Consider the following 26,939-nt stretch of genomic DNA (forward strand, 5'->3'; position numbering starts at 1 on the left):
ATCCTTGTTATTCGGCCTGCCTGGCCAGCTTATTCGGCCAGCAGCGCGTCGAGCTGGGCAAACTGTTCACATACCCAGTCCGGGCGGGAATCTGCGATGGGACGGCCGTAGTTGTAGCCATAGGTCAGTCCCACCACCTTCATGCCGGCAGCCTGGGCGGCCAGCACGTCATTTTCAGAGTCGCCCACCATCAGGGTGCGCGACGGGCTGACGCCCAACTCGTGGCAGGCCAGCAGCAGCGGCTCCGGGCTCGGTTTCTTGACGGGCACGCAGTTGCCCCCCAGCCAGAGTGCGAAACAGTCGCTGATGCCGAGGGCATCGAGGATCGGCTGCACGAAGTGGCTCGGCTTGTTGGTCACGATCCCCTGCTGGTAACCCAGCGCCTGCAGGCGACGCAGACTCTGCTCGACCCCGTCATACATGGCCAGCCCTTCCAGCAGGCAGGCCTGATAATGGCGGTCAAACAGCGGACGGGCGCTGGCAAACAGCTCGGGCGCCGCGCGATAGTCCAGCGCCCGCTGGATCAGCTTGTCGGCACCGTTGCCGACCCAGGTCCGCACCACGGCTTCGTCGGCCTCGGCCAGCCCGAGTTCGGTCAGCGTACGGTTGACCGCCAGCGCCAGTTGCGGGGCGCTGTCGATCAGGGTGCCGTCCAGATCGAACAGCACCAGGTCAAAATCACGTTCAGCGTTTGACATGAGAGAGCTCCGCCCGCATCTCGTCGATCACCGCCTTGTAGTCCGGACGACTGAAGATGGCAGAACCGGCCACGAACATGTCGGCGCCAGCCTGGGCAATTTCACGAATGTTGTCGACCTTGACCCCGCCGTCGATCTCGAGGCGAATGTCGCGGCCGCTCTCGTCGATCAGGCGACGCACTTGGCGCAGCTTGTCGAGGGTGCCGGGGATGAAGCTCTGGCCACCAAAGCCCGGGTTGACCGACATCAGCAGGATCACATCCAGCTTGTCCATCACGTACTCCAGGCAGGTGAGCGGCGTGGCCGGGTTCAGCACCAGGCCAGCCTGGCAGCCCTGCTCCTTGATGAGGCCCAGGGAGCGGTCGACGTGGTCGGACGCTTCCGGATGGAAGGTGATGAGGGAGGCACCCGCCTTGGCAAAATCGGGAATGATGCGATCCACCGGCTTGACCATCAGGTGCACGTCGATGGGGGCTTCGATACCGTAGTCACGCAAGGCCTGGCAGACCATGGGGCCTATGGTCAGGTTGGGCACATAATGGTTGTCCATCACGTCGAAATGGACTACGTCGGCACCGGCGGCCAGTACCTTGGCGACATCGTCCCCCAGACGGGCAAAGTCGGCGGAGAGGATCGAGGGGGCAATCAGAAAGTCTTTCATCAGCGTCATCCATTGGCAGCGTGGCAGAAAAAGCGGCGCAATTTTACCGCAAATGGATGCTGAAAACGACCCGCACACGGTATGGAAAAAGCGAGCGCCATCATCACCGCAAACGGACGCTGAAAACGCCCCGCACACGGTACGGAAAAAGCAAACGCCATCATCACCGCAAACGGACGCTGAAAATGACCCGCACGCGGTACGGAAAAAGCGAACGCCACCATTGGCCGCAGCAGACATAAAAAACGGCACCCCGAGGTGCCGTCTGTGTCAGCCGAGTGGCGCCAGTTCGGCGTCGCTCGGGTAGTAGCCCTGCTCCGGCTCGATACCGGGCGGATAGAGCGCCAGCAACTCGGCCACCTTGTTGCGGGTGCCACCGTTGCGGCTTATGGTGCGCTTGACCAGGATTTCGTCGAGGCGGGCGCCGCGATAAAGCTCGCGGGTCAGCTCGATGTCGTGGTTGCTGATGAGCACGGGCACCCCTTTGCGCGCCGCGGTGTGGCGGGCCAGCCTGGCCAGCACGGCCTGATCGTCCAGGGTGAAACCACCGGCCGAATAGGTGGTAAAGCTCGCGGTAGTGGAGAGCGGGGCATAGGGGGGATCGCAATAGATCACCCAATCCTCTTCCGCGCGCTGGATGGCATCGGCATAGCTTTCACAGATGAAGGTCGCCTTCTGCGCCTTCTCGGCGAAGGCCCACAGCTCTTTTTCCGGGAAATAGGGCTTCTTGTAGGAACCGAACGGGACGTTGAAGCCCCCCTTCTTGTTGTACCGGCACAGGCCGTTGAAACCGTGTCGATTCAGAAACAGGAACAGCAGGGCGCGCTCGAAGCTGGTGTCGGTCTGGTTGAACTGGGTGCGCAGCCGGTAGTAGGCCGCCTTGTGGTTGTGCTCGGTCACGAACAGCTTGCGCGACTCAGCGATGAACCGATCCGGCGTCAACTTGAGATGATTGTAAAGAGCGATCAGATCCGGATTGATGTCGTTGAGCACATAGGCGTCGTAGTCGGTGTTGAGAAACACGGACCCGGCCCCGACGAAGGGCTCCAGCAACACACGCCCGGCCGGCAAACGCTCGGCAATCTCTTCAACCAGGGAGTATTTTCCCCCGGCCCATTTTAAAAAAGCGCGTGTTTTTTTCATGGAAATCCGGTGTTAAGAAGGCATCGACCAAAAAAGGGGGACGATTCTACCCCCTTCCCGGCCAAAATGGCTATTGCTTCAACTCTTTTTGTACCTGCGCAAACGACTTGGGCCAGGGTTGACCCTTCAGCAAGGCGGGCGACAGCTTGCGAATGGCGGCCTTGGCCTGGTTGCTGCTGGCGTAGTCCCCCTGCAGCACCACGTACCAGGGGCTGCCGCGGAACTTGGTCTGATAGACCCAGATCTTGCCGGCCAGACCATTTTCGGCCACGAACTTGTCGACCGCCTTGGTGTTGCTCGCCCCCATCAGCTGGATGCTGTAGTGGTTTCTGGGCTTCTTGTTCAGAGTGGCAGCGGGGGTCAACGCCACCTTGGGAGCAAGTGCCGCCACCGGTTCAACCGCGACTGGCTTGGCCACTGGCTTGCTGGCCGCTGGCGTGGGTTGGGCTTTGGCGGTGTTTGCCGGCTGGGCAGTCTGAGCAGTGGCATTGGGTGTAACAGTCTTCTCGGCAGAGGTCCCCTGAGTGGCCGCTGCTTGCGAATCGGCGCCGGTCAGCTCATCCACCACCGCAGTGGGCAGGGCGCCGCTGACGTTGGGCTGCTTCATCAGCTTCTCGACCACCTCGTCGGAGATCACCACCCGGCGTCCTTCGTAGTTGGTCGATTCGGTGGTCACGGTGTCGCTTTCCACCGCCTTGGGCAATACCTTGGCATCCGGCTGCCAGTCGCGTACCACGCCGCCGGGATTGCTGGCGGCGCCATCACTGGCCGCACTCTGGCTACCGTTCTGGCTGGTGTTGCTGCCGCCGATGGTCAGCGGATCGCCACCCGAGACGGGGATGGGCAACGCCGTGGTTTGGGTAGGCTCGGGGGCGGTGCTCTTGCTGTCGCCGCCAAACAGGGCCGGCAGCAGATAACTCAGCGCCAGCAGACCACCGGCCAACAGGGCCAGCAGGGTCGCAATCTTCTTGACGGGCAACTCGGCCTGACGTTTCTTGGGCCTTCTGTCGGTCATGATATCCTCCAGTAACTGCATGATGGTGGACGGATGTCCATTTGCCACTTTCAGGATCTCTTCCACTTTCGGCTTGGGCAAGAGGGCTGTCGGGATCTTGAGCTCTTTGGCCTTCTCATACAAGAAGATGCGTTGTTCGGGTGCGCCAAGCGGCGCGACTTCCAACTCCAGCGCGGGCATCGCCCGCCCTTTCAGCTGCGCCTTCTGATTGCGACACCAGACGTCACTGCCGGAGAGCACGATGGCCAACTGATGGGGGATCTTCAGGGTATCGTTGTGACGACACAGGCTCCACAGCTCGCCGACCAGCTCGGCAGGCAGCTCGTCGGCCCGCTCGATCAGCAGCAGCAGGGTGGCTGGCTTGCCTTCCAGCATGCGGAAAAAGCTGTCTGCCAGCGCATCCTGCGGGTTGAACAACGGCCGGGCCACCACCTGGGGCAGCAACAGCTGGCGCACGTCCACCATCTTCATGGCGGGGCTGCCGATCAAGCTGACCACCCGCACTTTTTCCGGCAGCGCTCCCAGCAGGGATTCGCACAACGTGCCACGGCCACTGCCGGGTTTGCCGGAGAGAAAGATAAAAGGATGATTGAATTCAATCAGATGCAGCAGCCGGTCAACCAGCTGCCGCTGGGAGGGAAATTTCAGCAGTTTATTCGTCACGACCAGACTCGATCACCGCCAGCAGTTCAGCATCGGAGACATCGGCCACCACCTGGGCATGACCTATGCCGACCGGCAGCACCAGACGCAGTTTGCCTTCCAACACCTTCTTGTCGCGGCGCATGTGACGAATGAAGGCCGCAAAATCCATCTCTGGCGGCGCCTGCACCGGCAGATTGGCTGCCAGCAGCAAGGCCCGAATACGGTCTACCTGTTGTTCGGTCACGTCACCACGGGCCAGGGCGGTATTGGCGGCCAGCATGGTGCCTGCCGCCACGGCTTCGCCGTGCAGCCAGTTACCATAGCCCTTCTCGGCTTCAATGGCATGGCCAAAAGTGTGACCCAGGTTAAGCAGGGCACGCACACCGTGTTCGGTCTCGTCCTGGCCAACCACATCGGCCTTGATCTCGCAGCAGCGGCGGATGGCGTAGGCCAGCGCAGCCGGCTCCTGCGCCTGCAGACGGGACATGTTGGCTTCGAGCCAGCAGAAGAATTCGACATCCCAGATGATGCCGTATTTGATCACCTCGGCCATGCCGGCGGCAAATTCGCGGGCAGGCAGGGTCTGGAGGCACTCGGTATCGATCACGACGTGTCTGGGCTGATAGAAGGCCCCGATCATGTTCTTGCCGAGGGGATGGTTGACGGCGGTCTTGCCACCAACGGAGGAATCAACCTGGGAGAGCAGTGTGGTAGGCACTTGAATGAACGGAATGCCACGTTGATAGCTTGCAGCAGCGAAGCCGACAACGTCCCCTATCACACCGCCACCCAGGGCAATCAGAGTGGTATCACGACCATGGTTGGTTTCCAGCAGAGCGGACATGATCCGCTCAAAGGTAGCCAGGGTCTTGTAGGCCTCGCCATCCGGCAGGATCAGGTGTTCAACCTGATAGCCCGACAGCAACTGGACAATCCGCTCAAGATACAAGGGCGCAACCACTGTGTTGGTCACAATCATGACCCGCTTGCCCTTGATGGTTTGCGTCAGCACCTCTGCGTGCTGCAACAGACCTGCGGCTATCTCGATGGGATAGCTGCGTTCACCCAGTTCGACCTTCAACCTTTCCATGGACGTCCTCTATATTACATGCCGATCAACTTAACGATTTGATTGGCAACAACTTTAGCGCTCTGGTCATCAGTCTGGATGACAAAGTCAGCCACTTCTTCATACAGGGCGTTGCGTTCTTGTGCCAGACGCTCGAGTACTTCGCGCGGCGGCTCTTCGGTTTGCAGCAAGGGGCGACGCTTGTCTCTTTGCGTACGTGCCAGTTGCTTCTCAATGGTGGTTTCGAGGTACACCACGATGCCGCGAGCAGAGAGCTTGTTGCGTGTTTCACGGCTCTTGATGGCACCGCCACCCGTCGCCAGCACGATACCCTGCTGTTCGGAAAGGTCACCGATGACCTTCTCTTCGCGGATCCGGAAACCCTCTTCGCCTTCAACATCGAACACCCAGCCGATATCGGCACCACTGCGGCGCTCAATCTCATGATCTGAGTCGAAAAACTCCATATGCAGTTGTTCTGCCAGATGTCTACCTATGGTGCTCTTGCCCGCACCCATGGGACCTATCAGGAAAATATTGCGTTTCTCAGCCATGTCTTTTCGTTAGTAATTACAAACTGTACGACCCCGACAAACTCTCGATCGGGGTACCTATGAACCTTATCTTGCGATGGATCAGGAGGGGGATTATCTCAATAGAAATCAGGACTGGCAACCGCAGCCCTTACGCCCCAGCCTCATTGGGGCGTAAGGTTATATGTGTTTTACCTTCACATGTAAAGTCTTCAGAAGGCGTCTGTGACTATCTTCGGCGTCACGAAAATCAGCAGCTCGCGCTTTTTGTTCTCGCTGGTTGTCTTGCGAAACAACACCCCCAGACCCGGGATGTCACCCAGCAGGGGCACCTTGCTGACGTCGCTCTTGATGGTCTGTTGATAGATGCCACCAAGCACCAGGGTCTCGCCATTGTTGACCAACACCTGGGTGGTGATGGACTGGGCGTTGATGGAGACGGCATCACCGGTACCGGTCGGCACAGTTTCACCCTTGGTATCCTGGGTCACGGTCAAGTCCAGAATCACCCTGTTGTCAGGGGTGATCTGCGGCGTCACCTTGAGGCTCAGCACCGCCTTCTTGAAGGTGACCGAGGTTGCCCCACTGGAAGAGGACTCCACATAGGGGATCTCGGTACCCTGTTCGATCAGCGCCGGCTTCTGGTTGGCCGTGGTGACCCGGGGACTGGCAATGATCTCGGCCTTGCTCTCTTTCTCAAGGGCCGACAGCTCGAGATCCAGCAAGGTACCATCCGCCAGCCGCGCCACCTGGAAGGCCAGGGTGCCGGCGGCGTTGGTCACCGGCAGATTGACGTTAAGCCGATCGTCCACCCCAGGTCGGGTGATGGTCGAGCCGCCATTGTTGTTGCCGGAGCCGTCATTGCCCTCGATGGTGCCCGAGGTACTGTTGCCGTGACCGTCGTTCTTGGTTACCCCCCAACGCACCCCGAGCGCCTCGTCAAAGCCGTCATCAATGGTCACCATCCGCGCCTCGATCACCACCTGCTTGACCGGAATATCCAGGATATCCAGCATGCGCTTGATGTTGCTGATGACGTCGGCAGTGTCCTTGACCACCAGCACGTTGGTCCGCTCATCAACACTCACCGCCCCCTTGGAAGAGAGCAGCTTGGTGCTCTCGGACGAGAGCAGCGCCGCCACTTCGGATGCCTTGGCATAGTTGATCTGCAGATACTCGGTATAAAGCGGTGCCAGATCAGCGACCTGGTTGCGGCTCTCCAGCTGCTGTTTCTCGCGAGCGGCAATCTCTTCGGCCGGCGCGACCAGCAGGATGTTGTTGTCCAGCCGTTTGTCGAGTCCCCGCACCTTCAAGATGATGTCGAGTGCCTGCTCCCAGGGCACCCCGTCCAGCCGCAGGGTGATGTTGCCCGACACCGAATCCGTGGTCACCAGATTGAGGTTGTTGAAATCCGCGATGAGCTGCAGCACGGTTCTCACCGGGATATCCTGGAAATTGAGAGAGATGGGTTTGCCCTGATACTGCTTGCCGGCAGTCGCCGCGGTGCGCTTTTTCACCTCGACGATGAACATCTTGTCCGCCTGATCGTAACGGTAATCAAACTGGCCGTTGACCGAGAGTTCGAACAGGGTGTCGTTACCCTGGCGGAACACCTCAACCTGAGAGACAGGGGTAGCAAAATCCTGCACGTTGATCAGGTTCAGCAAATCGTCCGGTACCCGGGTGCCGTGAAACTTGGCAAGCACCGTCTGACCACGGCTGCTGACGTCAACGGCGGCGGAGCTGTTATCCAGCGTCACCAGAAATTCCCCCTGCCCGTCCTTGCCACGCCTGAAATCGACCCCCTTCACGGAATTGAAGTAGGCACCACTGGCCGCCGCCTGTGGTGATGGCAAGACCGGCTTGCTGGCCACGGGCGCAGCCACTGGAGCGCTCTGGCGAGCAAGCTGCTGACTGTTGATCAGGGCGGACGAGGCTGCCGGCTGGGTATTGATAAGTGCAGACGAGGTCGGCTGGGGGGCCACCAGCCCGGAGGATGCTGTGGTGGCTGGCAGCGGCATGGCTGCTTTTTCTCCCAGTGCCACCAACAACTTGTTGCCCTGCTGATGCACCTGATAGGGGGTCAGTTGATCGAGAGCGATCTTGATATCGAGACCTGCCCCCTTGCCCTCGACCTTGAGGTTGTCCACCCCTTGCTGCTTGATGGGCAACGGGTTCACGTTGAGCGCCCCCACTGCCCCCGGCACATGCAGCAGCAGCTGATTGGGTTCATAGGAGAGACGATCGGTAAATCCGCTGACCGGTTCACTGAAACTCAACTCCAGCAACAGCTGATCGGCCATCAGCGGATTGACCTTGACCTCCTGCAGGGTTGCCACGGCCCAGGCCTGGCTCCATGCTCCGGCGCAAAACAGCAGGGTAACTCGGGCTACCATACCTATTGTTGTTTTCATCGCATCATCCCTGATTATCGTTTTGCTTCAAGATTGGCCATGCCCAGCTGAGTTTCTCGGGTCACCCAGCATCCTTTGCCATCCGGTATAGTCTCAATCAAATCCACGTAGGTGTCAGTGATCCTGATCACCCGTCCCTGATCCAGTCCCATGTGTTGATTGAGACCCACCCGGATGGATTGACCATCAGGAGTCCTGATCAAGGCCCACAACTGTCCCTGCTTGCCAAGTGAGCCCTGCATGCTCAGGCTGGCCAATGAATAGCGCTCCAGTACTTCTTTCTCTCTGTTGGCCACGATCTGGGCGCAATCCGGCTTCACCTTGGCATCCACCTTGGCACTGCTGGTTTCAGGCTGGGGAGCAATGAACGGGCTGCGCTGATCGCTGAGGTGATAAGCCATGGGGGAAAAGGGTTTGATTTCGGGAAGAGGCTCGATGGGAACTGGTTTTCTGGCCTTGGTTGCGGCCACATAGTTGTCCATGTCGTCCTGCCCACCGCAGGCGGTCAACAGCAGGGCAGGCAACAGCACGCAGAGTAGCTTCATTTGGTCTGCCCCACGGTTTTGCCATTGTATTTGTAAGTTTTGGCCAGCATCGACATGGCAATCATGTCACCCTGCTCCTTGCCCTGTCCCAGCGTGAACGATTCCAGGATGACGATACGCGGCAAGGCCGCCATGTCGGCCGTGAACTTGCCTATCTCATGATAAGTGCCCACTACTTCGATTCGCATGGGCAGCTCGGTGGAGAACTCGTGCTTGATCTCGGGCTCCCAATTGATGCGATTCAATTTGAGCCCATTGTCGGTAGCAATGAAACTGATGTCATCCAGCAATCCGGCCACTTCGTGAGTATTGGGCAACTGCTTGAGCTGGGTATCAACCAACTGTTCGAGCTGCACCATCTGCGTCTTGTAGGCACCGAGGTTGGCAGCCAGCATCGCCTTGCTCTCGAACTGCGCCTTGAGTTCGGCCTCCTTGTTGGTCTCCTGGGTCAACAGGGTCAGTGAGTTGGCAATCACGTAGTAATAGATGGCCCCCCCCAGCAAGGCACAGAAGAACAGGATGAAAATCCCCTTCGCCAGCTTGGGCCAGCTGGCTATGTTGTTGAGATCCAGTTCGTTGAGCTGTTGTAGATTCATTGCTGCCCCTTAGCCACATCGACCGTGGCACCTGCCGCACCCGCGACCTGGAACATCATGGAGAACTGGCTGAGCGAAACGGGCGCCACATCGGCCGCAAAAATCGTGCTGATCTGCGACTGCCCCAGCCAACCGGAGCCATCGATACGACGCATCATGCTGGCTACCCTGCCATAGGCCTCGGTCTTGCCATTCACATCTATTTGGTTGTTCTGCAAGGCAAGCGTATTGAGGTAAACCCCGTTGGGAACCAGCGAAGGCAACTGGTTGAACAGGCGAACCGGCAGATTGCGGCGCATCTGCAGGTGCTCGATCAATTGCATGCGATCGATCAACTCCTTGCGTCGCTCCTTGAGCAGGCGGATCTCGCCAAGCTGGGCATCGAGGATGGTCATCTCCTGCTGCAAACGCTGGTTGCGCTGCTGCTGATGGCCTATCTGCTGCTCCACCAGCCAGTCGGCGGCAAAGCCAAGTGAAGCCGTGATGGCCATGAAGATTCCCAGCATGACCCCGAATTGCTTCTTCTGCCGCTGGGCCCTGGCCTCGCGCCAGGGCAGGAGGTTTATATTTGACATGGCGTGAAGCTCCTCAATGCCAGACCCAGCGCCGTCATGAACTTGGCACCGTGGACCGCCCCCTCCCCTTTCGGCTTGCCGAACAGGGCAAAGGGATCAGGATGCAATACCTCACAGTTCAACTCGCTGCCGACCTGGGCCGCCAGCCCGGGCAGCAGGCTGCCACCACCGGTGAGCACCAGTCTGGAAAGCTCCCTGTGCCCGGAAGAGCTGCAAAACAGCTGCACATTCCGCCTGACTTGCTGCAGCAGGGCATTCATATGGGGTAGCAACACATCCAATTCGTGATCAACTGGCAGCTTGCCTTGCAACTTGGCCTGCTCGGCATCATCCAGCGACAGGTTGTAGAAAGAGGCCAGCGCCTGACTATATTGATCGCCACCGAAGTTTTGCAGGCGTGAGTAGATAACCTCTCCTTTTACCAGTGCGGCAAAGGTCATGGCACTCGCTCCGATATCGATCACACCGACCGGTTTCTCCCACTCCTGCAGCTCCGGCAGGCAGGCAAGCACGGCGCGGCCCAGTGCGTGGGCGCCCACATCCACCACCTTAGTGGTCATGTCGGCTTCCGCCAGCGCGGTCACCCGCCCGCTCACGCTCTCGGTGCGGGCCGCACTCAGCAACACTTCGCGGCGCTCCTGATCATTGACCTTGCCCAGAATTTCAAAATCCAGGCTCACTTCATCTAGGGGAAAGGGAATGAGTTGTTCGGCCTCGAGCTGAACCTGGTTCTCCAGCTCCTTCTCACCCAGTGCAGCATCCACTTGAATGACTTTGGTGATCACGTTGGAACCGGTGACGGCCGTCGCAACATACTGGCTACTGCCCGAGATGAGGCGCTTGAGGGCCTTCAGAGACTGGCTGACCCGCTCGATATCCTGCAGCTGATAATCGACCAGAGTGCCTTTGGGAGTGGCGACTTCGGCCACCGATTCGAGATGCAGCTTGCCGGGACGACCGGTAATGGTCACGGCCTTGATGGTCTGGCTGCCAAAATCAATACCCGCCAGAGGAAGCAGAGAACCTTTGTTGAATAGCCCAAACATATACACATCCATGCGTTATTGGGTTTTAGGATTGATTGTAGGACAGCTAATCAGAAGATGATGACTTAACTCATCCTAAATGCTCTATCTATCAATGTCATAAAGTTTATGCCGAAAAGTGATACAACTCGCTTTCCGGCGGCCCCTCGCCTCCCCTTGGTTATTGAGCCGCAGAATGCTAACCTCCCGCCTCTTCTCGAGGAGCCGGGCTGCCGTCAGGAAAACCTCGAATTTCCGGAGGCAAAAGGGCTATACTCTGCGCCCGTTGGCTAATTTTAAGACGATTGGTAGTTCTTCCATGCTGAAATGGCTCGTACGCCTGTTTATTGTCATGATGCTGGGTGCTGTGCTGGGTGTTGCCAGCCTCATCGGTATCTACTTCTACATCAAGCCCCAGTTGCCGGATGTGACCGCGCTGCGCGACGTCAAGCTGGCCACCCCGATGAAGGTGTACAGCCGGGATGGGGAATTGATCTCCCAATTTGGCGAAATTCGTCGCATCCCGCTGCATCTGGATGAAATCCCCCAGTCGATGATCGATGCGGTACTGGCGACCGAAGATGCCCGTTTCTATGAGCACCCAGGGATCGACCCCATCGGCATCATTCGCGCAGCCACCGTCTGGGCCGTCTCCGGTCAGGCCCGCCAGGGCGCCAGTACTATCACCCAGCAGGTCGCCCGCAACTTCTTCCTGAGCAATGAAAAGACGCTGGTGCGCAAGATAAAAGAGGTCTTCCTGGCCTGGCGCATCGAGCAGAATCTCTCTAAGGACGAAATCCTGCAGCTCTATCTCAACAAGATCCCGCTCGGCTACCGAGCATTCGGGGTCGGTGCCGCCGCCCAGGTTTACTTTGGCAAGGAGGTCAAGGACCTGACGCTGGACGAGATCGCCATCATCGCCGGTCTGCCCAAGGCGCCGTCCATGCTGAACCCGATCCGCTCGCCCGAGCGTGCCTTTGCCCGTCGCAACGTGGTACTTGGCCGCATGCTGGAAACCGGCAAGATCACCCAGGCCCAGTTTGATGAAGCATCCAAGATGCCGGTCAAGGCCCGCTATCACGGTGCCGAGATCACCTTGAATGCCCCTTATCTGGGGGAGATGGTGCGCCAGAAGATGGTGGAGCAGTTTGGTGAAGATGCCTACACCATGGGCCTGCACGTCTACACCACAGTCACCGCCAAGCGCCAGCGCGCCGCCCGTCTGGCCTTGCTCGACGGCGTATTCGACTATGACACCCGCCATGGCTACAAGGGCGTGACCGCCCAGCTGTGGAAAGCGGGCGAAGCCGATTGGGATTATGACAAGATCATGGCCCATCTGGCCAAGCAGCCCACCTATGAGCCGCTGATGGCCGCCGTCGTCACCAAACTGGCTGACAAGAGTGCGACCATAGTGCTGAAGAACGGCAAACAGGCTGAGCTTGGCTGGAACGGCATCAAGTGGGCACGTGCCTTCATCACCGACGATCGCCAGGGCTTTGCGCCCCGCTCGGCCCGCGACATGCTGAAAGTGGGCGCCCAGATCTGGGTTCGGGAAAAGGGTGAAGAGCTGCTGCTCTCCCAGATCCCCGAGGTCAACGCCGCCCTGGTGGCCATGAACCCGCAGGATGGAGCCATCGAGGCGCTGGTAGGCGGTTTCAGCTTCGAGCTCTCCAAGTTCAACCGGGTCGATCAGGCACGCCGCCAGATAGGTTCCAACATCAAGCCGTTCCTCTATGCCACCGCGCTGGAGCAGGGCTACACCCTGGCCTCCCTCATCAACGATGCGCCGATCAACCAGTGGGATCCCTCCAAGGGCCCCATGTGGCAGCCCAAAAACTCCCCGGCCATCTATGAAGGCCCCACCTCCCTGCGCCTCGGCCTCGCCAAGTCGAAGAACGTGATGTCGGTGCGCCTGATGCGCGCCATCGGGCTGGATACCTATATCGACGGCCTGACTCGCTTCGGCTTTGCGCGCGATACCATCTCGCCCAACGAGTCGCTGGCCCTGGGTGCCGCCGAGTTCACCCCGCTGGAAGTGGTGCGCGGCTACTCGGTCATGGCCAACGGCGGCTTCCAGGTCACCCCCTACTTCATCACCGAAGTCACCGACAGCTTCGGCGCGCCTCTTTATCAGGCCAACCCGGCAGCCGCCTGCCGTGATTGTGGCGTGCTGGCCGCCGCCGGTCTCGACAGTGCGGATGCCTATGCCAATACGGCGCCGGACTGGAAAGCCCAGTGCCCCATCGATCCGGTCGTTCCCGGCAACATGGCACCGCAGACCATCAGTGCCCAGAGTACCTTCCTGGTGACCGACACCCTGACCACCGCCATCTGGGGTGGCAATGGTTGGCGCGGTACCGGCTGGCGGGCGGCGCGTGACCTCAAGCGCCACGATATCTCCGGCAAGACCGGGACCACCAACGAATCCCGTGATGCCTGGTTCTCCGGCTATACCCCGAATCTGGTCGCCACCTCCTGGATCGGTTTTGACAACCACCAGCGTGGTCTGGGCCGGGCCGAATTTGGCGGCGGTGCCGCACAGCCCATCTGGATCGACTTCATGAAGACGGCGCTCAAGCAGGTGCCTGAGCGCAAGATGCCGGTACCGGAAGGGATCATCACGGTGCGGATCGATCGTGAGACCGGCCTGTTGACCAACCGGACCGACGGCAGCAGCATGGAAGAGTTCTTCAAGGAAGGCACCGAGCCGACCCGCTACGCGACACAGAGCTCGGATGGCAATCAGGTATACGGCGGTGAGGGTTCGCCCACCGATGGTCCCGTTTCCACCGACGATATCTTCTAAACCACCGCAGAAGATAAAAAAACCGGCGCAATGCGCCGGTTTTCTTTTTTGTGGCCCCGTTGTAACGATGCGCAGTTAGCCAAGCAGGCTCTGCATCAAGCGCGAGATACGAGCGGCCAGCTCGTTGAAGCAGGGCCGACGCACAGAGTAGTGGCGATAGAGCAGCGCTATGGTGCGCCCAGGCACTGGATCTATCACCGGTCGATAGCTGACGCCTCCCTCTTCGGCATTGGCGGGCACGGCGAGCCTGGGTACCAGCGTCATGCCGCTGCCGGCGGCCACCATGTTGCGCAGCGTCTCCAAACTGGTGCCCTTGAAGCGCTGATCCTCGCCGATACCGGCGGCGAAGCAGAATCCCATCGCCTGATCCCGCAGACAGTGGCCATCGGCCAGCATCAGCAACTTTTTGCCCTTGAGATTGCTGAGCGGCACCGCCTTGGCCTTGGCCTCCGGGTGCTGCTGGGGCACCGCCAGCCACATGGGCTCCTGATAGAGCGGGATCGAACCAAACCCGTCCATACCCTCCAGCTCGGCCAGGATCAAGCAATCCAGCTCCCCCTCTTCCAGCCGTTTGAGCAACACCTGGGTCTGCTCTTCATAGAGGTAGAACTCCAGCTTGGGAAAATGCTCGCGCAGATCCTGAATGATGTGAGGCAGCAGATAGGGGCCGACGGTAGGAATGAAACCGATGTGGATTTCACCGGACATGGGCTCGGCAAAATGCTGGCCTATGCTCTTGAGCTCGCGCACCTCTTTGAGCACCTTGCGGGCCTGCTGGGCCATGGCATCACCAGCCGAGGTAAACAGCACCTTGCGCGAAGTACGCTCGATCAGGATCACCCCGAGTTCATCCTCCAGCTTGCGCAGCTGGCCACTCAGGGTGGGCTGGCTGACGAAGCAACGCTCCGCCGCCTTGCGAAAGTGCTTCTCCTCTTCCAGCGCCACCAAATACTCGAGATCGCGAAGGTTCATACATCCAGAATCCTGCCAACCAATGGGGCCATTAGCATGCCCAAGAACGGCGGAGCGAACAAGGGATGGTGCAAGAGGGAGAGTCGACAGACCGATAAAACAAGACGGGCCCGGATCTAGGATCCGGGCCCGCAGCAGCGAGCATCCAACCCGCCTTTACACCCGGAAGCGGCGTACCATCTCCTGCAACTGGGTCGCCAGGTGATTGAGGTCGTTACAGGCCTGAGCCATCTGGGTTGCACCGGCGGCCACTTCCTCGGAGGCATGGCTGATATTGACCACGTTGCGGTTGAGCTCTTCACTCACCGCCCCCTGCTCTTCGGTAGCGGTCGCAATCTGGATATTCATGTGGGAGATGCTCTCCACCGAGCCGCTGATCTCGGAGATGGATGCCCCCGCCTCCCGCGCCGTGCTCACGGTGGAATTCATCATGTCCTGGCTTTGCTGCATGGTGGTGCCGGCCTGCTCGGCCCGCTGCTGCAGTTCAGCGATGATGGTGTTGATCTGGGAGGTGGAATCCTGAGTCCGCTTCGCCAGGGTACGCACCTCGTCGGCCACCACCGCAAAGCCGCGGCCCTGCTCGCCGGCCCGGGCCGCTTCAATGGCGGCGTTGAGCGCCAGCAGGTTGGTCTGCTCGGCGATCCCGCGGATCACCTCCAGCACCATGCCGATGTTGCGGCTGTCGTCGCCAAGCTGACGGATCACCACGGCGGTGCTCTCGATGGCGCCGGCGACCTGCTCAATACGCTTGATGGAGTCGTTGACGGTGCGAGCCCCCAGTTCGGCGGTGCTGCTGGCGGCACTGGCGGCACTGGCGGCATCGCTGGTGTTGCGGGACACCTCCTGCACCGTGGCCTGCATCTCGTTCATGGCGGTGGCCAGCTGATTCAGCTCGTGCTGCTGACTGTTCATGTTGTTGGCGGACTGGCGCGCCACCGCGCTGATCTCTTCGGCTGCCGAGCTCAGTTGCACCACGGAGCCGGAGACTTCACTGACCAGGGTACGCAGGTTCTTCTGCATCTCGCCAAAGCCCTTGGCCAGTTGCCCCAGTTCATCGTTGTTGAACTGGCTGGCATCAAGATGGGCTGCCAGATCGCCGGCTGCTACCTTGCGGGTCTGTTCCAGCATCGCCATCACCGGATTGCGGATCTGGCCAGTCAGCAGCCAGGCCACCACCACCACGAACAAGACGGTGATGAGGCTGACGATGATGCTCATGGTACGCGAGCTGCTGTAGAGGTCGGCCACCGACTTCACCATGCTGTCAGCCAGCTCGTTGTTGATCTCGCGTAGACGGTAGGATTTGGCCCCCGCCTCTTCCAGGGCGGCGCGAGTCTCGTTCTTGCGCAGGCTCTTCACTTTTTCCAGATCGCCGCTGGCAAAAGCCGCAATCAGCTGCTCGTGTACCGAGAAGTACTTGGCACCAGCGGCCAACAACGCCTCGTAAGTCTGCTTCTCCTCATCGGTGCTGAAGGGCAACGAGCCATACTTCTGCGCCGCCGCGTCAAACTCCTGCTTGGCCTTGTTGAAGGTGACGGTACGTTCGCTCACCTCCTGAGTATCCTTGTTGAGGCCACCAATCACCTGCGCCAGTTCGGAGCGACGGGCATCGAGAATGGCCACGTGCATCTGGCTGGCATAACGGGTCGATGGCAACAGGTTGCCCGAGATGGTGGCGGTATCGGCATAAAGATGGGACAGCTGAGTGATGGAGAACCACGCCAGCCCCACCACTAGCAGGGCCAATACGGCAAAACCGGCGCTCAACTTCTGACCTATAGACATATTTTTGAACATGATTGGTATCCTTGGCGGCTAGACGCAAGCCCGTGGCCTCAAACGCCCGGGCTATCCCCATAGAGCATAGCGCGATGATCGCAAGCGGATGATTTTCAAACTGTCCGCTACTGAATATATCGTCCCGCCAGGGGATAGCATGAGTGCCGGACAGGTAGGAAAAATCTGCAACGAGCACCTCGGGCGCTGCACATCCGCCTCCGGATACGACCTGCTGTTCGCTCAACGACTCATCATGAGCTGGATCTGGCGAGCAAACGCCTCTGGCTCACCCAGGAAGGAGGAGGCGGACAAGGGGGTGACTTCGTCGCCTTGCACCAATCCCAGGGTCGGGTAGCCCTGCCCGCCGAGACGGCGCATCCAGCGCTGACTGTCGGCCAGATGACTCGCCAGGTCGGCCTGCTGATAGGCCTTCACAAAATCATCCGCGCCAATGTTCTGCTCCGCCGCCAGGCTGGTCAGATGCTCGAGCGAACCAGTCCAGATGCCATCGCGATAGTGGGATTGCTGGATGCGGTGTAGCAGGCTCAGACCGTTGCCACCCAGGGCCGTCACCGCCAGGATGGCGCGGATGGGCTGCTCCGAATCGAGCAGCAGACCATCGCGCAGCAGCAGCTCGTTGAAATAGCGCTCGCCGAAAGGCTGGCCGGTCAGCGCCTGGATCCGCTCATCATGGGGACGGACGTAATCGCGCAGGGCCTGGCCCATCGCCTGCCTGCGCCCGCCAAGCCAGAGACCACCGGCGTGCAGCTCGATGCGCAGTTCCGGGATGGCAGCCGCAGCCTCCAACAGCGGAGCGGCGCCGTAGCACCAGCCACAGAGGGGGTCGTATACATAATGCAGAGTCGTTTCGTTCATGTGATTCACTCGTTCATTCGGCTAAAAAAACCGGGCCCTTGGGCCCGGTAAAAAAACACAGGGAAGTAGGCGTCAGGGGTTTACCACTTCATCTCGCCGGTGTTGACCTTGGCACCGATGGCCAGACCATCGTCGACCGGCAGGGACGGGTAAGCCTTCTTCAGTGCTTCAATCAGCTGGCCGGAGTTCTTGGCTTTGGCCAGCTCCTGCTCAAAGCGCTCTACGTAGTCACGGGTGAAGGTCACGGCGGCGCTGCCTTTGGGAGCAGTCCCCAGGAAGTGACCCGGCACTACGCGTTCGGGCTTCAGAGCCAGCAGATTGTTCAGCGCCTTGACCCAGTTGCTGCGAGCAGCCTTGGTCTGGCTATCAGCCATCCACACGTGCACGCCGCTGTAGACCGGTACGCCACCAAACGCCGTCTTGATGGACGGTGCCCACAGGTAGGCATTCGGGGTGTTCATCTCTTTGATCTCGATCTTCTCGCCATCCAGGGTCAGATGGCTGGCCGTCATCACTTGCGGCACGGTCAGGCTCTTCGGTGCCCCCTTGCCGAGGATGGGGCTCCAGTAGCTCAGCTTGGCGTCCTTGGTCTGGTTGATATGGTCGACCACATGCTGGTCTGCCAGTACCTTGACGTCCGGGAAGGCTGCCTTGATGGGCTCCAGACCGAAGTAGAAGTCGGGGTCACCGGCACTGATATAGACGGTGGTCAGCTTCTTGCCGCTCTTCTTGATCATGTCGACCAGCGCCTGGCCGTTTTGTACGTCGAACTGGGCATCGATCAGGATCGCTTCTTTGTCGCCGGTCACCAGGGAGGAGGAGACCGGGAAGATTGCCTTCTCGCCCGGGTTGTAGACGGTCACGGTGAGCGGGGCGGCCATGGCGGCACCGCTCAGCAGGGTGGTGGCCAGGGTCAGGTTGCGGATCAGGGTGTTGTTCATCGGGTATTCCTCATCAAGTCATCAGGGGTTCATCAGATGGACACAGTTTATTGGATCAATTACGGTACAAATACAGCATAATAAGCGCATCACTGTTGCATTAATCGAGCATATAGAGAGCCTGAAATGGATCGACTGACCGCATTGCGGGTCTTTGTCAGCGTAGTCGAACAGGGCAGCCTGAGCGGCGCCGGGGAGAAACTGGAGATGTCGCGCGCCATGGTGACGCGCTACCTGGCGGAGCTGGAACAGTGGATGGGGGCACGGCTGCTGCACCGCACCACTCGCCGGCTCAGTCTGACCGGCCCTGGGGAAGAGGCGCTGAACCGGGCCCGGGCCATGCTGGCACTGGGGGAAGAGATGGAGCAGATCGCCGTGCGCGGCGACGAGGCCCCCAAGGGGCAACTGCGCATCACCAGCAGCTATTCACTCTCGGAAGCCCTGCTGGTGGGCGCAGCCAACGACTACCTGGCGTGCTATGCGGGCACCGCCATCGACATCCTGCTGCTGGACCGCACCGTCAATCTGGTGGAGGAGCGGATCGATCTCGCCGTGCGCATCACCAATGACCTCGACCCCAACCTGGTGGCCCGCCGGCTCGGCACCTGTCACTCCGTGGTCTGCGCCAGCCCGGCCTATCTGGCCAGACACCCGACCCCGCAGAAGGTGCAGGATCTCGCCCTGCACAATTGCCTCACCTACACCTATTTCGGCAAGAGCCTGTGGGAGTTCCAGGGACCGGACGGACCCGAATCAGTGCCGGTGAGCGGCAACCTCAGCGCCAACATCTCCAACCTGCTGCTGGAGGCAACTCTGGAGGGCGCCGGCATCAGCCTGCAGCCCCGCTACTCGGTCCAGCCTCACCTCGATACCGGCACCCTGGTGCCGCTGCTGGCGCAGTGGCAGCCCAAGCGACTCGGCGTCTACGCCGTCTACGGCACCCGCAAGCAGATGTCACCGCTGTTGCGCAGCTTCCTCGACTTTCTGGTGGAACGCATGGCCGTCGACCCCATGTGGCGAGAGTAGTGGCGGGAACAAGAGACCACGCAAACATGCGAAAGGGGCCAGCAGGCCCCTTTCGCGCATATGTCACAGCAGTCCGTTGGCGTCAGGCTTCGAAGCCGGTCAGCGGAGCTTCGACAGGCGTCTCCTGCGTCACGTCCAGATAGATATCCCGATAGGCCACATAGATGGAGTAGTTGAGCGCCGGGATCACCACCAGCAGACCCACCAGCATCAGCGCCGCGCCGAACAGCATCAGGATGGCGGCGATCAGTCCCCACCAGAGGAAGGGCCACATGTTGGTCAGGCAGCCTTTGAAACTCAGTTTGGCGGCCTGCAGGATCCCCACATCGTGGAAATAGATAAGGGCAGGAGCGAAGGTGATGGCCATCAGCACCGGGATCAGCAGTGCCAGCCCCAGCAGCAGACAGAGCAGCAGCCCCTGGGCCTGGGCCGCCGTCACCACCAGAGATTCGGGATCCTGGGTCAGCAGGGAAGTGAGTCCCCACATGGAGAGCAGCCCCAGGCAGATGAGGCCGATCAGGCTGAACAGGGCCAGCACCAGCAGGCCCCCCAGCATCAGCGGGGTCAGCTTGTGGCGAAAACCGGAGAAGAAATCGGCAAAGCGCAGCAGGTTGCCTTCATAACCGTGACGGGCCACCGCCACCCAGCCGGCGCCCCAGACCATGTAGAGCAGCTGGGAGATGAGGCTGCCCGCCGGCAGACGCTCCAGCAGCAGGCCGACCGAAAACCAGATGAGGACCATGGCGACACTGACCCCCATCCCCTTGTTGAAGACATCGAAACCGGATCGCACCCAGACCCAGCCACGCCCGATGGGGTGACGAGCAGGTTCTGCGCGCAGGGGGGACAATCCATTCATAACATTTCCTCGGTTCAAAACGGCTGGTTGCCGATTCTAGAGCCATGGGCCGACCGACTCAATGGCGGGTCACCGCCGAGGCCGGTTTTGCACGTCATGGCTGCTTGTATCAGACGTTACGGTTATCATAAAAGACCCCTTTGCAAGGGGCATTCACTTATTCAAGAGAATCCAAGATGCGTACATCTCACCTGGCGCCAATTCTGCTGGCCTCCCTGTTGCTCAACCTCTGGCAGTGGCAGGCCGCCCCTGTCGAACCTCAGCCGGGATCCGACAGCGCCAGCCCCACCAACAGCCCGTCGCAATGCGATTCGGCCACCAGCCAGAACAGCGGCCAGAGCACCGGGCAGAGCCTGCTGGCCAAGCTGCCCGGCAAGGGCAGCCAGAGCGAGCCCGCCCCCGCCCAGGAGGTGCTGCCTCCCAATCCCGAGCTGGAGGCCGCCATCAGCCAGTGGAGCCAGTCGAGCGAAGGATCCGTGCTGATCGAGCGGCTCTATGACGCCGAACAGGGCAGCCAGCTCACCACCGTCTTCGACCGGCTCGACATAGTGGAAGACGTGCGCGGCCAGGTCCAGGAGCAACTGCGCGAGCTCTATCGCCTCGGTTTCGACCATCCCGATGCCTATGAGCAGGAGAGCCAGCGCATCTGGGGCAACCTCAGCAACCTGCTGGGGGAGGATACCCGCACCCGACTCGAACAGGAGATCTACTCGGGCGATACCAACCGCCTGCTGGAGATCCAGGGTCGCCTGGCGGAGCACGGCGAGCTGCTGGCACCGGCCCAGCGCCAATCTCTGACGCGTCTACTGAGCGAGGCGAACCAGCAGTTGGCCCAGCAGGAGAGCGGCGATGCCGGCACCTATCTGGAGAACCAGCGCGCCTATACCCAGCGGGTGCTGGAGAGCAGTCGCAGCTTCCTCAATCCGGATCAGCTCAAGGTGGTACAAGACATGCTGGAGCTGGACCTGGTGCGCCAGGAGGTGTCGGTCCAGATGGAGGCCATCTACCAGCGCTTCCAGCCAGCGTCCTGATTTCGTTACCGTTTCGTTTTAGTCAACCCAGCCTGGAATCATCATGAGAGTCGTTTGTTGTCTATTGTTGCTGCTGGCCAGCCAGTCCGCCCTCGCCGAGGGCTTCATCAGTCGCCTGCTCAACCACCCGGTGCCGGGGGGCGTCGCCGTGGTGGCGCTGGGCAGCGAGGCGCAGGCCCCGACCGCCCGCTATCAGGGCAAGCCAGTGCTGGTGGTGCGTGAAGAGGGCAAACGCTGGATTGCCATCGTCGGCATCCCCCTCAAGAGCCAACCCGGCCCCCATCAGCTGCAGGTGAGCGATGGCCGCACCCTCGGCTTCACGGTCGGCACCAAGCACTACCGGGAGCAGCACATCAAGCTCAAGAACAGCCGTCAGGTCAACCCGCTGGCCGAAGACCTGACCCGCATCAACCGCGAACTGGCGGAACAGACCCGCGCCTACCAGACCTTTAGCCCGACCCTGCCGAGCAACCTGCTGTTCGACAAACCGGTGGAAGGACCGCTCTCCAGCCCGTTCGGGCTGCGCCGCTTCTTCAACGGCGAGGAGCGCAACCCCCACTCCGGCCTCGACTTCGCGGTCGGTGCCGGCACCCCCATCAAGTCGCCGGCGGCGGGCAAGGTGATCCTGATCGGCAACTACTTCTTCAACGGCAATACGGTGTTCGTCGATCACGGTCAGGGGCTCATCAGCATGTTCTGCCACATGTCGAAGGTCGACGTGAAGCTGGGCCAGAGCCTGCCCCGCGGCGGCATCGTCGGCCGGGTCGGCGCCACCGGCCGTGCCACCGGTCCCCACATGCACTGGAATGTCAGTCTCAACGACGCCCGGGTCGACCCCGCCATCTTCATCGGCGCCTTCAAGCCCTGAGGTCGGTGACCTGTCAGGGGCGCTCAAAATGAAAAAGGCAGCCGAGGCTGCCTTTTTGATGGCCGAATTACGACATGTCAGGCGGCGGCGTGCTGGCGCACCTCCTTGCCCATGGCTCGCCACATCACCAGCACCAGCAGGGTGCTGCAGGTGGGCAGCGCCAGCCAGACGCCGGATACCCCCCACAAGGAGGAGAAACCCCACAGGAAACCACCGATCAGCACCAGCTTGCCGCCGGTGAGCAGGGAGGCGATGCGGGCCCGGTTGATCGCCTGGAAGTAGGTGGCCCCCACCAGCAGCAGCCCTTCCATCGGCAAGCCCCAGAAGTAGAGCCAGATGCCTAGGCTGGCCACCGGCAAGAGGGCCGCGTTGTCCCCGGCAAACAGGTAGACCACCCCCTCCGGCCACAGATAGAGCGGCAGCATGCCGCACAGGGCCACCAGCAGGGTCACCCCCAGCGCCAGGTTGCGCACCCGCAGCACCCGTGCCCAGTTGCCCGCTCCGGCGTTGAAGCTGGCGATGGGCTGGATGCCCATGGCGATCCCCTCGAAGATGAGATAGAAGAAGGCCTCGCTATAGCTGATGACGCCGTAGGCCGCCACGTGCAGCGAGGTGCCCACCGCCAGCAGCGCCTTGTTGTGCAGCGCCAATACCACCGACAGATAGAGGTACATCAAAAAACTCGACACCCCGAGTCGCAGCGTCTCCCCCATCAACCGCCAGTCGGGTCGCAGGGTGTCCCAGCCAATGCGCAGCTGGCTGCGCGGGGTGAAGAAGTGCCACAGACAGAGGCCGCCGGTCACCGCCTGGGAGAGCATGGTCGCAATGGCGGCACCCGCCAGCCCCCAGGGGATCACCGCCATCAGCAGGTAATCGAGCAACACGTTGAGCACGCCGCCCCCTACCAGGATCCAGGTGGTGAGGCCGGGTCGTCCGTCGTTGCGCAGCAGGGCGGTAAACGCCATGGAGAGCACCGCAAAGACCCCGAGCCAGGCATACCACTGCAGATAGGCGAAGCCGGCGTCAAAGATGACCCCCTCCGCCCCCATCCAGATCAGCATGGCCTCGCCGTAACGGATGCCGATGAAGGCGAGCAGCCCAGAGGCGATGAGCACCATCACCAGCGCGTTGCCGACGATGTGGCGGGCCCTCGCCTGCTCCCCCTTGCCCAGATAAAACGAGGCGAGCGCCGAGGAGCCCATGCCGATCAGCGCCCCCACCGCATAGAGCACGGCGCAGATGGGGTACGCCAGCATCATGCCGGCCAGCCCGTCCTGACCCAGAATATGGCCGACGAAGATGCCGTCTATGGTGACATAGATGCCGGTGACCAGCATGGCGGCCACGGTCGGGGTGACGTAGCGCCAGAACAGGCGGGAAAGAGGGGCCGTGCCCAGATCGACTGCGGACATAAAATGCTCAACGGAGGGAAAAACGGCCAGAATGATAGCCAAAGCGGGCCGGGAACGCCCGTTATTTATGTTACAAATCATTAATATGGAAAACTTTACCCGCCCCGGCCCCTGCTTTAGGCTAGGGCGACCTCACCTGAACGGAAACGTGCGCCATGTTGCAACGCCTGCTCTGCCTGCTGCTCTCTCTCACTCTCCTCACTCCCCTTGCCCAGGCCGATGACGCCATCACCCAGGTGGAAGAACTGCTGCAGAGCGTGCCCAAGACCGACACCCCGGAAAACCAGAAGTTGCGGGAAAGTTACCAGCAGGCGCTGCAGTTTGCCCGGGAGGCCCAGCGTTATCGCGAGCAGGGCAAGGCCTATCAGCAGATCCTCATCGACTATCCCAAGGAGTCGGCCCGCCTCAAGGAGAGCCTGCACAACTACCAGCCCCAGCCTCGCCCGGCCCTCTCCTCCCTGAAGGAGGAGGCGCTGCGCCAGGCCATCGGCCTGAGCAGCAACCGCCAGCTCAACCTGCGCAAGGAGCGCCAGGGGGTGATGGACAGCCTCAACCAGCTGGAGAGCACCGGCCAGGAGTATCACCTGCGGGTCGACGAGTTGCGCAAACAGTTGCAGCAGACCCGCGCCCTGCTCGACCGGCTCAGCTTCAGCAACGAATCGGATCGCCTGCAGGATGCCCAGCAGCTGGTCACCCGCCTCAAGGAGCAGAGCCTCTCCGACCGGATCCAGATGCTGGAGCTGGAGCAGCTCTCCGCCCAGCAGCGCAACGATCTCGGCAAACTCAGGCTACAGGAGCTCAACCTCGCCATCACCGACGAGGATGAGTGGCAGACCAGCCTGCTCAACCAGCAGAACCAGCTGCGCCGCGACAAGACCGAGCAGGCGCTGGCAGAGAGCGAGCGCCTGCGCAAACAGCTTACCTCCGACATGCCGCTGCTACTGGAGCAGCAACAGCAGAACCAGGCGCTCTCCATCCAGCTCGGCGCGCTGGAGGATCAGATAGAGCGGGTGCAGGATGAGCAACGGGTGATCGACAAGAACCTGTCGAGCCTGAACGACCTGGTCAACTCGGTACGCGAGCAACTGGAGTGGCTGCAGATCAGCAACGCCTACGGCGAGAACCTGCGCAGCAAACTCTCGGATCTGCCCGCCTACTTCCCGCTCGACAAGCTGGAGTCGGCCATCGTCAACGCCCGCATGGCCAAGTACCAGTACGAGACCGAGCAGGACGCACTCAAGGACCCGCGCCAGATGCGCGATCAGCTGCTGGCCACTGACGAAGTGGCCCTCGATCGCGCCCAGCAGGCGGTGCTCGACAATCTGCTCAAGGCCCGTCGCCAGCTGCTGACCCGGCTCAACGACGCCTCCGACAGCCTCATTCAGGAGCAGACCCGGCTCAAGCTGCTCTACAGCCGCCAGAACAGCAAGATCGACGAGATCCGCGAGCTCAGCGCCAGCCACCTGTTCTGGATGCCGGACGTGCGCCCGCTCACCCCGGCCGTGCTGCTCGGGGTGCCGGCAGCCCTCGGCCTCGCCCTCAACCCGGTCAACTGGCTGCAACTGCCCCAGGCCATCGCCGAGAACAACCCCATCACCCTCACCTTCGCCGGCATCGGCATCCTGGTGCTGGCCTGGTGCTGGTTCAAACTGGCCCGCCACCTGACCCACTACAGCCAGCACATAGCGCCCCGCATCGGCAAAGTGACCCAGGACAAGTTCAGCCTCACCAGCCGGCTGCTGATGCGCTCCCTGCTCGCCTCCCTGCCGCTGCCCGCCATGGTGCTGATGGTGCGCGGCCTGCTCGACGGCGCCTGGCAATATCCGTTCGCGGTGGCGGTGGCCCGCGGCCTCGGCGAGATCTGGTTCCTGCTGCTGGCGCTCTTGATGGCCCGTCACCTGACGCTGGAGAAGGGGATCCTGATCCTCCATTTCCGCTGGCAGAAGGAGCGGGTGCAGAAGGTGTGGAGCCAGTTTCGCACCCTCTTGCTGGTGATCATCCCGAGCTTCTTCGTGCAGGGCATGGCCAACAGCTATCAGGAGCACGCCTTCTACGACTCCCTCGGCCGACTGGCCTTCATCGTCGGCGCCCTCTGGCTGCTGCTGTTTTTCGCCCGCCTCAACCGGGAGCGGCTGCCGCTCACCTGGGGCCAGGCCGACATGACCAAGCCGCACCTGCTGCACCACTTCATCTGGAACAGCCTGATGCTGGCCCCCTTGCTGGCGGTGATCGGCTCCCTGCTCGGCTACTTCTATACCTCCCGCATCCTGCTGCGCCAGCTGGAGCTGAGCCTGCTGATGGGGCTGGGCTGCCTGCTCGTCTATTATCTGGCGCACCGCTGGATGCTGATCCAGCGCCGCCGCCTCGCCTTCGAGCGGGCCAAGAGCAAGCGGGCCGAGATCCTGGCCCAGCGCGGCCGGGAAGAGGGGCATGACGAGCTCAGCTCCGAGATCCCGGACGTGGTGGAAGACACAGAGCTGGATCTGGATACCATCAGCGCCCAGTCGCTCGGGCTGGTGCGCACCCTGCTGATGCTGGGCTTCACCATGCTGGTGGTGGTGCAGTGGTCCGAACTCAACTCGGCGTTCAGCTTCCTGCGCAGCATCGAGGTGTGGCAGGTGAGCAGCAAGATTGGCGGCATCGAACAGCTCTCCGCCATCACCTTGCAGGATCTGATGCTGACGGTGTTCACCTTCATCCTGACCGTGGTCACCGCCCGCAACCTGCCGGGCCTGATGGAGCTGACCCTGCTCCAGCACCTGAGCCTCTCCCCCGGCACCGGTTTTGCCATCACCACGGTGACCAAGTACATAGTGCTGGTGGTGGGGGCGTTGACCGGCTTCTCCATCCTCGGCATCGACTGGTCCAAGGCGCAGTGGATGGTGGCGGCCCTCTCCCTGGGCCTGGGTTTCGGACTGCAGGAGATCTTCGCCAACTTCGTGTCGGGCCTCATCATCCTGTTCGAGAAACCGATCCGGCTCGGCGACACCGTCACCATTCGCGAGCTGACCGGCACCGTCACCAAGATCAAGACCCGCGCCACCACCATAGTGGACTGGGACAGGAAGGAGATCATCGTCCCCAACAAGGCCTTCATCACCGAGCAGTTCATCAACTGGTCGCTGTCAGACGCCATCACCCGGGTGCGGCTGCGCATCCGCATCGGCCTGACCCAGGAGCCCAGAAAGATACAGACCATTCTGGAAGAGTCGATCCGGGCCTCCACCCTGGTGCTGGAGACCCCCTCCCCCGAGGTGTTCCTGATCGAATTCACCGACTCGGCGCTGATCTACGAGATCCGGCTCTACGTCAACAGCATGGATCACCGCATGCCCATCACCCACGAGGTCCACTCGCTGGTACTGGAGAAATTGCAGCAACAGGGGCTGGGGCTGCCGCACCAGCAGATCGACATTCGTCTGAGCCGGGCCTGAGCAGGCACCACAG

Annotated in this window: 22 protein-coding genes; 5 read left to right on the plus strand and 17 right to left on the minus strand. The window is 61.1% G+C overall.

All coding sequences use genetic code 11. The features are described 5' to 3' along the window. Nucleotides 1–29: 29 nt before the first annotated feature. From OKC44_RS13305 to tapM, 11 genes are all read right to left on the minus strand, one after another. Complete coding sequence (locus tag OKC44_RS13305) at nt 30–698, minus strand: phosphoglycolate phosphatase (RefSeq protein WP_270813322.1); 669 nt, start codon at nt 696–698, stop codon at nt 30–32. Beyond that, the gene (gene rpe / locus OKC44_RS13310) at nt 685–1,359 is read right to left on the minus strand and encodes a ribulose-phosphate 3-epimerase (RefSeq protein WP_016351625.1); all 675 of its coding nucleotides are present in this window, start codon (nt 1,357–1,359) and stop codon (nt 685–687) included. The genes OKC44_RS13305 and rpe overlap by 14 nt, the downstream gene beginning before the upstream one ends. A gap of 270 nt (nt 1,360–1,629) precedes the next feature. After that, on the minus strand, nt 1,630–2,502 hold the full coding sequence (locus OKC44_RS13315) for a Dam family site-specific DNA-(adenine-N6)-methyltransferase (RefSeq protein ID WP_270813325.1): 873 nt from the start codon (nt 2,500–2,502) through the stop codon (nt 1,630–1,632). 70 nt (nt 2,503–2,572) lie between these two features. After that, nucleotides 2,573–4,180 (minus strand): SPOR domain-containing protein, encoded by a 1,608-nt coding sequence (locus OKC44_RS13320; RefSeq protein WP_270813327.1) that lies wholly within the window; start codon nt 4,178–4,180, stop codon nt 2,573–2,575. Beyond that, the gene (gene aroB, locus OKC44_RS13325; RefSeq protein ID WP_016351628.1) at nt 4,170–5,252 is read right to left on the minus strand and encodes a 3-dehydroquinate synthase; all 1,083 of its coding nucleotides are present in this window, start codon (nt 5,250–5,252) and stop codon (nt 4,170–4,172) included. The genes OKC44_RS13320 and aroB overlap by 11 nt, the downstream gene beginning before the upstream one ends. 14 nt (nt 5,253–5,266) lie before the next feature. After that, nucleotides 5,267–5,785 (minus strand): shikimate kinase AroK, encoded by a 519-nt coding sequence (aroK, locus tag OKC44_RS13330; RefSeq protein ID WP_005298388.1) that lies wholly within the window; start codon nt 5,783–5,785, stop codon nt 5,267–5,269. A 191-nt stretch (nt 5,786–5,976) separates the two neighbouring features. Then, a complete protein-coding gene (locus OKC44_RS13335) occupies nt 5,977–8,178 on the minus strand; it encodes a type IV pilus secretin PilQ (protein ID WP_270813330.1) in 2,202 nt (733 codons plus the stop codon). A gap of 14 nt (nt 8,179–8,192) precedes the next feature. Continuing rightward, complete coding sequence (locus OKC44_RS13340) at nt 8,193–8,723, minus strand: pilus assembly protein PilP (RefSeq protein WP_011706967.1); 531 nt, start codon at nt 8,721–8,723, stop codon at nt 8,193–8,195. Next, nucleotides 8,720–9,319 (minus strand): PilO family type IV pilus biogenesis protein TapO, encoded by a 600-nt coding sequence (tapO, locus tag OKC44_RS13345; RefSeq protein WP_011706968.1) that lies wholly within the window; start codon nt 9,317–9,319, stop codon nt 8,720–8,722. Before tapO ends, OKC44_RS13340 begins: the two co-directional genes overlap by 4 nt. After that, the gene (gene tapN / locus OKC44_RS13350) at nt 9,316–9,894 is read right to left on the minus strand and encodes a PilN family type IV pilus biogenesis protein TapN (protein WP_011706969.1); all 579 of its coding nucleotides are present in this window, start codon (nt 9,892–9,894) and stop codon (nt 9,316–9,318) included. Before tapN ends, tapO begins: the two co-directional genes overlap by 4 nt. Then, nucleotides 9,882–10,952: a PilM family type IVa pilus assembly protein TapM gene (gene tapM / locus OKC44_RS13355; RefSeq protein ID WP_139750412.1), complete on the minus strand. Its 1,071-nt coding sequence runs from the start codon at nt 10,950–10,952 to the stop codon at nt 9,882–9,884. The genes tapN and tapM overlap by 13 nt, the downstream gene beginning before the upstream one ends. Before the next feature lie 286 nt (nt 10,953–11,238). Here tapM and OKC44_RS13360 point away from each other — a divergent pair, with 286 nt between their 5' ends. After that, on the plus strand, nt 11,239–13,728 hold the full coding sequence (locus OKC44_RS13360; protein ID WP_077095994.1) for a penicillin-binding protein 1A: 2,490 nt from the start codon (nt 11,239–11,241) through the stop codon (nt 13,726–13,728). Nucleotides 13,729–13,803: 75 nt separating this feature from the next. Here OKC44_RS13360 and oxyR read toward each other — a convergent pair whose 3' ends face one another. The 4 genes from oxyR to OKC44_RS13380 all read right to left on the minus strand — a co-directional run bounded on the left by oxyR (nt 13,804) and on the right by OKC44_RS13380 (nt 18,296). Beyond that, entirely contained in the window at nt 13,804–14,700 is an 897-nt protein-coding gene (gene oxyR / locus OKC44_RS13365) for a DNA-binding transcriptional regulator OxyR (protein WP_270813337.1), read from the minus strand. Between the two features lie 156 nt (nt 14,701–14,856). Continuing rightward, a complete protein-coding gene (locus tag OKC44_RS13370; protein ID WP_044800552.1) occupies nt 14,857–16,497 on the minus strand; it encodes a methyl-accepting chemotaxis protein in 1,641 nt (546 codons plus the stop codon). A gap of 222 nt (nt 16,498–16,719) precedes the next feature. Continuing rightward, nucleotides 16,720–17,355: a DsbA family protein gene (locus tag OKC44_RS13375; protein ID WP_270813342.1), complete on the minus strand. Its 636-nt coding sequence runs from the start codon at nt 17,353–17,355 to the stop codon at nt 16,720–16,722. Between the two features lie 80 nt (nt 17,356–17,435). After that, the gene (locus OKC44_RS13380) at nt 17,436–18,296 is read right to left on the minus strand and encodes a Vmh family MBL fold metallo-hydrolase (protein ID WP_016351638.1); all 861 of its coding nucleotides are present in this window, start codon (nt 18,294–18,296) and stop codon (nt 17,436–17,438) included. 126 nt (nt 18,297–18,422) lie between these two features. On the opposite strand from OKC44_RS13380, the gene OKC44_RS13385 reads away from it, so the two are divergent. Beyond that, nucleotides 18,423–19,322, plus strand: coding sequence for a LysR family transcriptional regulator (locus OKC44_RS13385; protein WP_270813344.1), 900 nt, complete (start codon nt 18,423–18,425; stop codon nt 19,320–19,322). Between the two features lie 82 nt (nt 19,323–19,404). On the opposite strand, the gene OKC44_RS13390 is transcribed toward OKC44_RS13385, so the two are convergent. Further along, complete coding sequence (locus OKC44_RS13390) at nt 19,405–20,181, minus strand: BPSS1780 family membrane protein (RefSeq protein ID WP_270813347.1); 777 nt, start codon at nt 20,179–20,181, stop codon at nt 19,405–19,407. Between the two features lie 176 nt (nt 20,182–20,357). Between OKC44_RS13390 and OKC44_RS13395 the strand changes: the two genes are divergently transcribed. Both OKC44_RS13395 and OKC44_RS13400 read left to right on the plus strand, forming a co-directional pair. Continuing rightward, nucleotides 20,358–21,212 carry a hypothetical protein gene (locus OKC44_RS13395; RefSeq protein ID WP_270813350.1) on the plus strand — a complete coding sequence of 285 codons (855 nt, stop codon included), beginning with the start codon at nt 20,358–20,360 and terminating at the stop codon, nt 21,210–21,212. A gap of 43 nt (nt 21,213–21,255) precedes the next feature. Beyond that, nucleotides 21,256–22,080 carry a M23 family metallopeptidase gene (locus tag OKC44_RS13400; RefSeq protein ID WP_270813352.1) on the plus strand — a complete coding sequence of 275 codons (825 nt, stop codon included), beginning with the start codon at nt 21,256–21,258 and terminating at the stop codon, nt 22,078–22,080. Nucleotides 22,081–22,157: 77 nt separating this feature from the next. Here the strand turns inward: OKC44_RS13400 and OKC44_RS13405 are convergent, their stop codons facing one another. Then, entirely contained in the window at nt 22,158–23,492 is a 1,335-nt protein-coding gene (locus tag OKC44_RS13405) for an MATE family efflux transporter (protein ID WP_270813354.1), read from the minus strand. A gap of 155 nt (nt 23,493–23,647) precedes the next feature. Here OKC44_RS13405 and mscM point away from each other — a divergent pair, with 155 nt between their 5' ends. Continuing rightward, nucleotides 23,648–26,926 (plus strand): miniconductance mechanosensitive channel MscM, encoded by a 3,279-nt coding sequence (gene mscM / locus OKC44_RS13410; RefSeq protein WP_270813357.1) that lies wholly within the window; start codon nt 23,648–23,650, stop codon nt 26,924–26,926. Nucleotides 26,927–26,939: the final 13 nt, after the last annotated feature.

The sequence above is a fragment of the Aeromonas sp. S41-2 genome, assembly GCF_027705845.1.
In the GTDB taxonomy this organism is placed as follows: domain Bacteria; phylum Pseudomonadota; class Gammaproteobacteria; order Enterobacterales; family Aeromonadaceae; genus Aeromonas; species Aeromonas hydrophila.